At 43.2% G+C, this 11,023-nt stretch carries 11 protein-coding genes; 4 read left to right on the top strand and 7 right to left on the bottom strand.

Features of this window, described 5'->3' with window-relative positions:
• The first annotated feature begins 98 nt into the window (after window positions 1-98).
• On the top strand, window positions 99-539 hold the full coding sequence (locus KL866_RS03160; protein ID WP_025256082.1) for an SRPBCC family protein: 441 nt from the start codon (window positions 99-101) through the stop codon (window positions 537-539).
• A 158-nt stretch (window positions 540-697) separates the two neighbouring features.
• Here KL866_RS03160 and KL866_RS03155 read toward each other — a convergent pair whose 3' ends face one another.
• The 3 genes from KL866_RS03155 to KL866_RS03145 form a co-directional block, all read right to left on the bottom strand.
• On the bottom strand, window positions 698-2,737 hold the full coding sequence (locus tag KL866_RS03155) for an ATP-dependent DNA helicase RecQ (RefSeq protein WP_214993310.1): 2,040 nt from the start codon (window positions 2,735-2,737) through the stop codon (window positions 698-700).
• Window positions 2,738-2,782: 45 nt separating this feature from the next.
• Window positions 2,783-3,508, bottom strand: a complete 726-nt coding sequence (locus KL866_RS03150; protein ID WP_025256080.1) for a transposase — start codon at window positions 3,506-3,508, stop codon at window positions 2,783-2,785.
• A 161-nt stretch (window positions 3,509-3,669) separates the two neighbouring features.
• Window positions 3,670-4,263: a hypothetical protein gene (locus tag KL866_RS03145; protein ID WP_214993308.1), complete on the bottom strand. Its 594-nt coding sequence runs from the start codon at window positions 4,261-4,263 to the stop codon at window positions 3,670-3,672.
• Between the two features lie 299 nt (window positions 4,264-4,562).
• Between KL866_RS03145 and KL866_RS03140 the strand changes: the two genes are divergently transcribed.
• Both KL866_RS03140 and nei read left to right on the top strand, forming a co-directional pair.
• Window positions 4,563-5,684 carry a zinc-binding dehydrogenase gene (locus KL866_RS03140; RefSeq protein WP_214993307.1) on the top strand — a complete coding sequence of 374 codons (1,122 nt, stop codon included), beginning with the start codon at window positions 4,563-4,565 and terminating at the stop codon, window positions 5,682-5,684.
• 209 nt (window positions 5,685-5,893) lie between these two features.
• Window positions 5,894-6,715 (top strand): endonuclease VIII, encoded by an 822-nt coding sequence (gene nei, locus KL866_RS03135; RefSeq protein ID WP_214993305.1) that lies wholly within the window; start codon window positions 5,894-5,896, stop codon window positions 6,713-6,715.
• A 210-nt stretch (window positions 6,716-6,925) separates the two neighbouring features.
• On the opposite strand, the gene KL866_RS03130 is transcribed toward nei, so the two are convergent.
• The 3 genes from KL866_RS03130 to KL866_RS03120 all read right to left on the bottom strand — a co-directional run bounded on the left by KL866_RS03130 (window position 6,926) and on the right by KL866_RS03120 (window position 9,615).
• A complete protein-coding gene (locus KL866_RS03130; RefSeq protein ID WP_214993303.1) occupies window positions 6,926-8,095 on the bottom strand; it encodes a sugar efflux transporter in 1,170 nt (389 codons plus the stop codon).
• A 286-nt stretch (window positions 8,096-8,381) separates the two neighbouring features.
• Window positions 8,382-9,056 carry a nitroreductase family protein gene (locus KL866_RS03125; protein WP_025256075.1) on the bottom strand — a complete coding sequence of 225 codons (675 nt, stop codon included), beginning with the start codon at window positions 9,054-9,056 and terminating at the stop codon, window positions 8,382-8,384.
• Window positions 9,057-9,246: 190 nt separating this feature from the next.
• A complete protein-coding gene (locus KL866_RS03120; protein WP_214993301.1) occupies window positions 9,247-9,615 on the bottom strand; it encodes a hypothetical protein in 369 nt (122 codons plus the stop codon).
• A gap of 330 nt (window positions 9,616-9,945) precedes the next feature.
• Between KL866_RS03120 and KL866_RS03115 the strand changes: the two genes are divergently transcribed.
• On the top strand, window positions 9,946-10,404 hold the full coding sequence (locus KL866_RS03115; RefSeq protein ID WP_214993300.1) for a retropepsin-like aspartic protease: 459 nt from the start codon (window positions 9,946-9,948) through the stop codon (window positions 10,402-10,404).
• Between the two features lie 97 nt (window positions 10,405-10,501).
• On the opposite strand, the gene KL866_RS03110 is transcribed toward KL866_RS03115, so the two are convergent.
• A complete protein-coding gene (locus KL866_RS03110) occupies window positions 10,502-10,912 on the bottom strand; it encodes a hypothetical protein (protein ID WP_214993298.1) in 411 nt (136 codons plus the stop codon).
• Between the last annotated feature and the right edge of the window lie 111 nt (window positions 10,913-11,023).

The following is an 11,023-nucleotide window of genomic DNA, read 5'->3' as shown; positions in this document are numbered from 1 at the left end:
GCCCACTAACAATAAGTTATATTAAGTAAACGTTTGATTGTGTTTAGACTATTATCGAAAAATATCGCTAATAAAAATGTACAAAAAAGGAATAAAGCGTGTTTTCAATTCATGTAGCGCGAACCATAAATAAACCTATCGATGAGGTTTTTTCCATATTAAGTGACCATGCTAACTACGCGCAGTTCAAAGCTATCGAGCAGTCTAATTTGTTGGTTAAAGGTAAGCATGAAACAAATGGGCTAGGGGCTGTTCGCGAGATAATTTCTGGGGGCTCGAATCTGCACGAAGAGATAGTGGCCTACGACCCGCCGTATAAACTGGGCTATAAAGTGGTAAAGTCTAAGCCCTTGCCATACGACCACCAGTTAGGTGAAATAACGCTTAAAGATGAAAATGGAAAAACGCATGTTACCTGGCGCTCGAAAGGGCACATTACCATTTTCCTCTTAGGAAGCCTTTACTTCGACAAACAGATACAAAATGTTGGAAGCCGTGCTTTCGGCAGTATTTTAAAGCAGATTGATAATATGGCGTAATGAGGCGTTTGCTTTATAAAATAACGGGTTAAATCTGCGACAAGTAGCGCACATTCAAGCACCAGATAGTTAGAAGGAACTGCCCTTTTTAGTAAAAGGGCACGGCACCAATTTAGCATTGGCTCGTCGTCAGCCAGTCAATCGCCAGAAAAAGCCTGTCATCGGCACAAGACAGCGTTCACTTCTTTTAAAACGTCTGCATATCGGCAGTGTTCAAAGCTGCCGAACCCTTTAACTTGTCTTATTTTCAAGCGACTAAACAAAGGCATGGTCATGCCGGTTAGGAACCTGCAAAAAATGGAAGGTGTAATTGGGCCTTCAAACTTACCATTTAAATGCGCTTTTAGCGCTGTCATAGCTTCTGATACTTGCTGATTATCTGGTGTTGATATTGGTGATGAATAGCTAAGCTTTGCCACATCGCCTTTGCATACACTGCAATGTCCACACGCCTTTGGTGCTTGAGTATCATCAAAATACGCTGATAAGTTATGACTCAAACAGGTGTTTTGTTCGAAAAAGCTTACTAGCGCGGCGATGCGTTCGACTTCTTTTTGCTCGTTTTCTGCGAAGTAGTTTGCTAGTTTATTGACCAAATCGCCATCTTGCAGCAATCCATTATTAACCCGGTATACGTCTGTGATTAAACGCGATGCGAGCTCTATATAGTTGTGTTCGTGTAAATACTCTAACGCAGTAACCACTCTTGAACGTTCAGCGCCGTAGTGCTGATAAATACTTTCAAAATCGACAACGCCCCATACTTTTTTCATGTTTGAATGCGTAAATACAGCATCTAGAAAACGCGCTCGCTCTTCTGAAAACAAGTTTAATATAGTGGCTTTATCTGAAATAAAGCGGAATTTGTATTCTGCAAAATAGGCATACAAAGGACGAATAACGTTAGCCAGTTCAAGCTGTACTAACAGAGTTTTAAGCGGAAGCTGACGAATATTACTCGCACTCGACAAATTATTTATCTGTGTTTCCCATTGGTAAACATTATTATCAATACTAACTGATGAGTTAGTTTGGTTAGCTGCATATTGTTTGGCTTTATCTTGTTTCGCTCCATCTCGCGTTACTCTTTTTTCCATTGCAGGGGATTGCGACTTAATGTCGTCAATTACGCGTTCTATAGCGCTTTTATCCGGTGTGTCGCCATACACAAAGTTTTCTATCGTTACTAATCCGTCGAGGTTCGCGAGTACGGTACAGTTTGCTGCTTCGCCATCCCGTCCGCCTCTGCCAATTTCTTGGCTGTAATTTTCAATAGATTTCGGCAGGTCGTAATGAATAACAAAGCGTATATCCGACTTATCTATGCCCATGCCAAAGGCAATGGTAGCCACAACAACTTGAAGTTTATTGCTCATGAAAGCTTGCTGGATATTTTGCCTTACTTCATTGTCGAGGCCAGCATGGTAGGCTTTAGCTGCAAAACCTTGCTGCTGTAAGAAAAGGGCAACCTCCTCTGCACTATTTTGCAATGTGACGTAAACAATCCCTGCACCTTGTTGCTTTTGAATTTCTTCAATTAAAGCTCGGTTTTTGTTTGGCTCGAGCACAGGACGAACATATAAATTTAAGTTAGGTCGATAAAACCCTGTTTGAATAATATTATTAGGCGCAATATCAAATCGCGCCGACATATCTTCCTTTACTTTCTTAGTGGCCGTTGCAGTAAGTAGCAATACCAGTGGGATATTTAACTCTTTTTGGTAGGCTGGAAGTTTTAGGTAATCAGGGCGAAAGTTATGGCCCCATTCAGAAATACAGTGCGCTTCATCAATCACTAGCATACTTACTCGAACAGACTCAATGAACTGCCTAAAGCGCTCGTTCTTAAATCGCTCCACCGATACCATCAATACTTTACATTGCCCTGAACGCACATCGTTCATCACTTGCTTGTTTTGTTCAAGAGTTAACGTGGAGTCAATACTTGCCGCCGCAATGCCTTTGCTATGTAAAAACTCTAGTTGATCTTTCATCAGCGCTAATAGCGGAGATACAACCAGAGTTAAATGTGGCAATTGCGTAGCTACGTACTGGTAACATAGTGATTTACCCGAACCAGTCGGAAAAATAGCCAACGTTGAATGCCCACTAAGTAGAGAGTCCACCGCCTCTTTTTGCCCCTCGCGAAACGCTGAAAAACCAAAAAGCTGCTGTAAAATATTGGGGTCAGAGTACATTAATAAGCTTCCAAGTTACGATATAAAAAATGGGATCAGAGTACATTAAGTTATTTCCGAGTGCTCAGCAGTCAGCTGCTGACTGGTATGCGGTGGTCTACCTAAAGCTTCGTACTTTAAGCGGTGCCCAGTTAGGCTTTCAATTTGCTGTTTAAATGTATCGCTTCCCAGCACTAGTCCTCTTCGAGTACCATTTTGAATTTTATCAATGACAGTTTGAGGCAGTTCATCATCGAACCGAGCTCGGTAAGCCACAAGACGCTGGTGTTCTGAAGCTCCTAAATTTAGGTATACAGGATGAGGACTGTGCAGTGATGAAAATGTGCCTAACGCATTTATTCTGTAGCTAGACCATTTATATTCAACCGGTTTTTCGACCATGTTTGCTCTTACAGGGTTCAGCTCGATATATCTGTAAACTGTGAGAAGATATTCGTCGTTAGAGACCAGGCTGGAATGAAACCTACCTTCCCACAATGTTCCAGAGCGCTCATACTTGTGGTTAAAGTACCTCACATACATGCGACCAAGCGCTTGCATCATCTTGCTTACACCAAGGTTATCAAGTTTGGGTGTGCAAAGTAAATGAACATGATTGGACATCAATACCCAAGCATGTATGCTTACATCAAATTTTGTAGAGAACTTTTTAAGCCAGTTTATATAAGCGATGTAGTCGTTTTCACACTTAAAGCATATTGAGCGATTGTTACCTCTTTGGATGACGTGTTGAGGATAGCCTGCGGGAGCCAAACGAGGTTTCCTTGCCATATTTTCACCAAACCCCTTTCTATATTCTCTCTACTAAAATGAGTGAATTGAGTAAAGGCTACAACCCTGTACCTACCAAAACTGGTCTAACGGGCAAGCAGGAAGGTTGAAATAAATGGCTTAGTTAACTCTCCCAAACTAGAAAATGTACTCTGACCCCATTATTCATATCCCCAAGGGGCGCTTGGCGTTGCTATGGGATTTTCGAGATCAAAATCTACCTGTACTTCGCGGGCAGGGCGAATTAGTCGATAGCTAAAGCGGTTAGGGTAAATCATCATTTGCCACACGTTATCAGTGGATGCTGCTATCCCAGATTCTATAAATAATGCTTTTGAATAGGCGTCTGCGAGGAATGACTGAACTTGGGCGTATCCTTCATCTACAGTGTGCCCGCCGTACATGGTTGAAGAGTGGAAACTGCCGTCTTTATTTCTGTGGTCGTGTTTTAACATAAGGCCAGCGCCAGTCTTTGTTAATATCCAGGTGCGGGACGCGTCGTCACCCACGTGAAAAGGAATTTGAATTTCTGAGTCTGTGCACTTTCGTACTTGCATAACAAGTTCTGCATCACCGAAGGTATTACCAACATTATCCTTACTCACTTTCCCTTGAAACGCTTTTCCGCAGTGCGCTTTTATTGAATTAAAAAACGCGTCGTGGGTAGGAATTGAGACCAAAGGTGCAGCTTTACCAAACGCCACATTGCTTATTCCAGTAAGCCCAAGTAATAGGTATGCACAAAACTTCTTCATTTCTCAATTCATCATAGCAAGTTGATAGAGGCATAACAGTGTAACCCAAGTAATGGGGTCAGAGTACTTTATCGGTTAATGCCATGTCGCACTGTGTGATGGGAAAGTAGCAGTATTACTTGATGCAGATGACGGGGTGGCACGCGGAAGTTTTCGCAAAAAAAGTACTCTGACCCCATTTTTTTGCTGTATAAGTGGTCGAAACGCATATCTATTAGAAATATAAATATTGCTGATAGTGGTGGCGTGTTAGCGTAGCAGCACATACAGCGTTTAATTTTTAGGGCACAAGAGTCAATATGAATAAATCTAAACAACTATTTACGCTAATTACGTCAGAAGGTGAGCTTCAGGTATCGCTAAAAGAAGTTGATGTTCCAGAGCCGAAGGCACATGAAGTGATTGTGCGCATGGAAGCCTCTCCGATAAATCCTTCAGATATGTGGCCTATGTTTGGCCCCGCAAGTCTTGATAAAGCGACCTTCGATGCGGATAAAAATGCATTGGTTGCACCGGTACACAAGCCTTTGCTAAGCCGTATTAAGTCTCGTCTTGACCAAACTTTACCTATAGGGAATGAAGGCGCAGGTACTGTAGTTGCGGCAGGCGACAGCCCTGAAGCGCAGGCTTTGATGGGTAAAACCGTATCTATTCTTACCGGCGCAGCGTACACCGAATATGCGTGTGTACCTATGCAGGCATGTTTACCTCATATGGATAGCACTACGCCGCAACAAGCAGCGTCTTCATTTGTTAACCCGCTTACTGCACTTGGTATGGTTGAAACCATGCGTATGGAGGGGCACAAAGCCCTAGTTCACACCGCCGCGGCGTCTAATCTTGGGCAAATGCTAAACAAAATTTGTTTAGAGCAAGGCGTAGAGCTCGTGAATATTGTTCGTAGCCAAGAGCAGGTAGACCTACTTAAAGGTATTGGCGCGAAAATTGTGCTTGATTCCAGCAGCGAGAATTTTAAAGCTGAACTTTACAAAGCCATCGACAGCACTGGCGCCACGCTTGCGTTCGACGCCATTGGCGGCGGTGAGCTAGTTAGCGATATCCTTACTATGATGGAAGCGTCGGGCAGTAAAGATGCAAAAGGCTTCAACACCTATGGCTCTGATAGCAATAAACAAGTGTATATTTACGGCGGCTTAGATTTCTCGCCGACCATTCTAAATCGCGCTTACGGTATGACCTGGAGTATTGGAGGCTGGTTATTAATGCGCTTCTTAGGCAAGCTTGATAAGAAACGCGTGGGCGAGCTATATCAAAAAGTAGCTACGGAGATTAACACTACCTTTGCTTCATCGTACAGCAAAGAATTAAGCCTGGAAGAAGCACTACAGCCAGAGAATGTGGCTTTGTACAATGCGAAAAAGACAGGCACTAAGTATCTGATCGTGCCAAGCAAGGACTAATCAGCAGAATGTTCGAATAAGGCAATCTGAGTTTTAGTTAAATCAGAAAAAGGGTCTGTTGATCTTCGATGTACAAACTAAGGTTTAAAGTACATTAAAGAACAACAGACCCTTTTTGTATTCATTATCATTCAGCCAACAGTAAGCGGGAAATACGCTTAAGGTGATATGAGCTAAAAGTAACCCAGATAAAAGGTATTTGAGACAACATGCCTGAAGGTCCTGAAATTCGTCGCGCTGCGGACAAAGTCGAAGCGGTAATAAAAGATGCTCATTTAGAAAAAGTAGAGTTTGGGTTAGCGCAGCTTAAACCCTATGCTAAGCAGCTGGAAAGCGAAAAAGTCTTGCGTATGGAAACCCGTGGCAAGGCGTTAATCACCCATTTTAGCAATGGGCTTTCTATGTATTCACACAATCAGCTTTATGGTGTGTGGCATACCTGCAAACGCAATAAAATGTCTGACACTAAACGTCAGTTAAGAGTAGGGCTTCATACTGAAACACATAGTGCTATTTTGTACAGTGCGTCCGACATTAGTATTTGGCCAAAACAAACCATTCACGAGCACCCTTTTTTGCAGCGTGTGGGGCCTGATGTACTCAACCATTCGGTAACAGAAGAATTGGTGTTAGAACGACTACGTTCAAAAGCGTTCTATAATCGAGCACTCAGTGGCTTATATTTAGATCAGCGCTTCATGGCAGGGTTAGGGAATTACCTTCGCAGCGAAATACTATTTGCAGCAGGTGTTCATCCTTCACTCAAACCTTCTCAGTTAGATGATGAGCAGTTGCGCAGCTTATCACATCACACCTTAGCCATATGCAAACGCAGCTATGAAACTGGTGGTTATACCGTGTACACAGAACTGCGCGAAGTGCTCGAAGCAAAAGGCATTAACTTTGAAGGCACGCGGTTTATGGTTTTCGACAGGGAAGAGCAACCTTGTAGAGTCTGCGCCACGCCAATAAAGCGACAGGCGTATAACGGGCGACGCCTCTATTTGTGTGGTCAATGTCAGACTAAATAGTGATTGATTAAAGGCATGAATAAGCAAAGCCACACAATTTTCGCTGTTTTGGTTTAACTCGAAGCTCAACTTCGTTATAACAAAGGTCAGCTTAATTGTAACAATTGTCAATTGTGTGGAAGCGGGAAGAATTTCAAAAAAAAAGCGACGAAGAGCGTCGCTGGGATAAGCCTGACGTAGCGCGAACAATTAGCCTTATTCAAGTAAAGGTTAGCGTGTTTCTCGCTTTACAAACATGAATACCAGCATCACGCTTAAGCCAAATATAGCAATACATAACGACCCGATAGTGGCATCTCTGAAGCTAAAAAATTGGGCCACTGTACCCGCACCGATAGTACCTAACATCATGCCCACGCGGGTAGCATTTGAATAAAACGCTGATGTAAACCCGGTTAAGTCGGGCGCTTGTTGTTGCAGCAAGGTCAATCCAATACCAGCATATAATCCGTAAAATAGGGCATTTAATATTTGAAGTGTTAAGAGCTCCCAACTTGATTGAGAGAAATACACGCCAACGTAAAAGCAACAGCCAAAAATAAATGCTACCGCCATAATGCCAGCAGGGGGAAAGCGTCGCGCTAACTTTGCCGCTAGCAGCATAGTAGGTATTTCAAGCGCGGCTACCACGCCCATCATCAGGCCAGGTAAATTTTCCGCTAAGCCTAGCTCATTCATAACGTACAAAGGCATAGAAGATAAGTACATAACGTTACCTGCCATTCCGGCAAGTATGGCCAAACCAACCAGCCAAAAAGGCAGCGACAGTGAGCCTTTAAGGCTTGTGTTAAGTGACTGTTGATTGGCTTTTTGGGGCGGTACTACGTTAACAACAAATAGCGTGGCAACAATTACGCAAACGATAGCCACTGAAAAAGATGCGGCGAAACCAAAGTTGGCAACCAAGGTAAATGCCAGTGGCGGGCCTACCACCCAAGCAAGAGATATCGCAGCACGCACTTTTGAGTTAAATGCGGCTAAATCGAGGTCTTGGTTTTTTGCCCATAGCCCCGAAACAGTTAACATCTGAGATACAGCCCCGGCACCTACCGACATAAACAGAACGCCTGCTAGAAACACGTGCCAAAATTGTTCGCTGAAGATAAACGCGACCATGGCAATGCCTACACAAACCATGGTTAACCCGTAAAGACGATTAGCGTTAAAACCTTTGTCAGCTAAGTGACCTAAGTATTGGCTAATCGCCAAGCCTGATAACGTTACGGAAACCATATAAATGCTGATGTAAATGGGCTCAACGTTTATCTCGTCAATAAGAAAGTAGCTCATAAGTGGCGTAACAAATGACGAAGTTAACCCAGTTAATAGACTTAACAGCAGAAAGGGAAGCTGCGGTGAAAATGCGTGACGCGATGACATGAGGATACGAGCTCCAAGGGGCTGTTAAACGTGGTTGACCAATATTCGCAGTGAAAAGGTCGCAACCCTTAATAACGAGGGCGCATTATAAGTGCTGAATTTCTCATGTCTATGTCGTTAATAGTATTCGGCCCAGATGGCTTGTTATCACCTGCTTTCTAATGGATAAGATGAAAAAGGGGGAACGGCACAGCAAAGCTTTACAAATCTATTGTTCGCTAAAGCTGTGCTTCTTAAACGCTGTTATTGGTGAAGAGTGCGCAGAAGCCAAATGTGTGCGCTTGTTCTATAGAAAACTTGCAATCTCGCTAAGCGATTTCTTATTTTTGGCGTGAGCAGGAATGGTGGCATTATCTGCTGGGTAGCCTGCAATAATGAGCATGTAAGCGCGCTCGTTGTCTGGTCGCTGACAAACATCGGTTAAAAAGTTCATAGGTTTTGGCGTATGGGTCAAGGTTGCTAAACCCGCGTTGTGAAGTGAGGTAATAAGCATACCCACAGCAATACCAACAGACTCATGTACATAATAGTTTTGGCTTTTTTCTCCAGCTTCCGTTTCACCAAACTTCTGACTGAACACCGCAATCAGCCAGGGTGCTGTTTCTAGATAAGGTTTACTTGCATCGGTACCTAAAGGCTTGAGGTCATCCAGCCATTGTTGCCCAGCTCGGCCGTTATAAAAGCCTTGTTCATGCGCTTCAGCCTGTTCGCGTATTTGTTGTTTTACTTCGGGCGACTGTATTGCGGCAAAATGCCAAGGCTGATGATTCGCACCGCTAGGCGCAGTACCAGCAGTCAAAATACAATTTTCTATGATTGCCTTTTCAACGGGGCGGTCGCTAAAGTGACGAATACTGTGGCGACGCTGCATGGTTTTCAAGAATTCTTCGCTCCGAGTAAGCATTTCTTCTTTAGGGTATTCAATAAAATCATTGAGTGGTGAATGGTCGTGAGGCTGCATTTATTATCTCTTTTTTGTTTTTTATTACTTTATCGCTTCTGGCACATTTTTAAAAACAAAAGGGTAAAACAAACGGTATAGTTCAGAGCAAAAATAAAATCACGTGAACACGCATGCACAATAAAAAAGCGATTCACTCAGGCAAAAGTGAATCGCTTTGGTGCAACCGGTTAGCGCTTGCAAGCAACGATTAGTGACGCTTAAACGGCGGGCGTTTACCTCGTTTCTGTGTGTCAGCTTGCTCTTCGAGTACTTCAAGTTGAGCTACGTCGTAGACGGGCATCATTTTCGTCACTCTGCGATATGGGGGCTTGCCGCGCATAATGACGTCTTTCACTTCTAAATACTCAATAGCGTCTTGTCCTACCGATTCTAGTTGTGCGACATCGTTGACCGACAAGCTTACGATTTTGCGTTTAAACGGCGGCTTACCTGAAAAATCAACAACTTGTACATCGACAGTTTCATCATTCGATGCAGACATTGCCTGTGCTGCATTTGCAGAAACGCCAAGTAAAACCGCGGTAATTAATGAACCCAATACATAGCGTAATTTCATGTTGTGTCCTCTTATTGAATTGCTACTTTAGTCTATTGTATGACCAAAAAAGTTCTAAACAATGGCGATTGGTGATAGTTATTTGCTATCACCCGGTCGCTTATAGGAATTTTTAACAATCAACGAAACTGCGAGTGAGTCTAGTGATAACGGCCAACGATAGAAATTAGATGATAAATCATAGTGCAGGAAAAATGGGAGGGCGCACCGTTTTGGTGCTATGGCACTGCGTGGTTTTAAAGACTGCTGGCTAAATCAATCACTTAGCCTTTGGTCTTTATCTTGCTGTCACCTAATACCTATTTAGAACCGGCACAAGGTACACTTGCGGTGAAGTTAAAATTCAAGGTGCCGTCACTGGCGCTATCAACTTTATTGTTCGCTTTTACATCAACAGTGTCGGCGATAGAACAAAGTATTCCACTTTCACAAAGTAAAGGCGGCACGCTTTATTTAGAGGCAACCTTGGAATCGAATGTGAATGCCTCATTTTTATTGGATACGGGCTCAAGTCTGCTGACCCTAAATCAAGCTACCTTCGATGCTTTAACACGTAACCAAAAGTTGCTTGCCACCCGAACTTCGGCCGCAAGAATGGCGAACGGAAAGATCGTCAAGATATCTCAGTATCAATTAAACTCTGTTCGGATTGGTAACACGTGTGAAGTCGGGCCGGTGGAGGTCGCTGTGCTTCCGAAAGGAAATAACATTTTAGGTATTAACACGTTATTAAGGGTTGCCCCCTTAACAATAACGTCTGATTCTGTGATATTAGCGGGGTGCAATTAGCCTTAGTTACAAACGCCAGCTTTATTAAACGCTAAATTAAACGCCAACAAAAAAGCGAACCCGAAGGCTCGCTCTCTATCTTTATTGCGCGATTAAATTAATCGTCGCACTCGCTAACGTCGCCGCCCATTTGCTCTTTCATTTTCACGCAAGCTTCATGTGCTTTCTTCGCTGCTGCATCTTTAAATTCACCTGCTTTTTCTGCAGTTGCGTCATACGCGTCAGAGGCCATATCTTTGCCGTCTTCATATGCGTCTGAAGCCATCTCTTTGCCATCTTCATAAGCATCAGAAGCCATTTTCTTACCATCTTCGTAGGCATCAGATGTTGCATCTTTGGTTTCATCCCAAGAATCTGCAGCGCCTTCTTTAGCCTCTTCATAGGCTTCAGAAGTAGTTTCGCCTGCTTTTTCCATCTCTTTGCTTACTTCGCTTTTAGTTTCTTCGCTAGACTCTGTACAGCCCATTAAAGACAGTAGTAGTGCTAACGCCATTGCTTTAGTTTTCATTATGAAGCTCCTTTTACTGGGATAGTGGCTATTTTTATAACCGGTCAACATGGTGTTCGAACATGCAGCATAAGGCTAAGGGTTACTAGCCATTTAATATTAATGTTTGGC

Source organism: Alteromonas sp. ALT199 (assembly GCF_018619335.1).
GTDB lineage: Bacteria > Pseudomonadota > Gammaproteobacteria > Enterobacterales > Alteromonadaceae > Alteromonas.
This window is presented reverse-complemented; position numbering and strand designations above follow the sequence as displayed.

Coding starts and splice junctions, on each gene's coding strand:
- KL866_RS03125 (WP_025256075.1), bottom strand. CDS start 9,056: ATGCAGCCTCACGACCATTCACCACTCAATGATTTTATTGAATACCCT.
- nei (WP_214993305.1), top strand. CDS start 5,894: ATGCCTGAAGGTCCTGAAATTCGTCGCGCTGCGGACAAAGTCGAAGCG.
- KL866_RS03145 (WP_214993308.1), bottom strand. CDS start 4,263: ATGAAGAAGTTTTGTGCATACCTATTACTTGGGCTTACTGGAATAAGC.
- KL866_RS03120 (WP_214993301.1), bottom strand. CDS start 9,615: ATGAAATTACGCTATGTATTGGGTTCATTAATTACCGCGGTTTTACTT.
- KL866_RS03130 (WP_214993303.1), bottom strand. CDS start 8,095: ATGTCATCGCGTCACGCATTTTCACCGCAGCTTCCCTTTCTGCTGTTA.
- KL866_RS03110 (WP_214993298.1), bottom strand. CDS start 10,912: ATGAAAACTAAAGCAATGGCGTTAGCACTACTACTGTCTTTAATGGGC.
- KL866_RS03150 (WP_025256080.1), bottom strand. CDS start 3,508: ATGGCAAGGAAACCTCGTTTGGCTCCCGCAGGCTATCCTCAACACGTC.
- KL866_RS03155 (WP_214993310.1), bottom strand. CDS start 2,737: ATGTACTCTGACCCCAATATTTTACAGCAGCTTTTTGGTTTTTCAGCG.
- KL866_RS03140 (WP_214993307.1), top strand. CDS start 4,563: ATGAATAAATCTAAACAACTATTTACGCTAATTACGTCAGAAGGTGAG.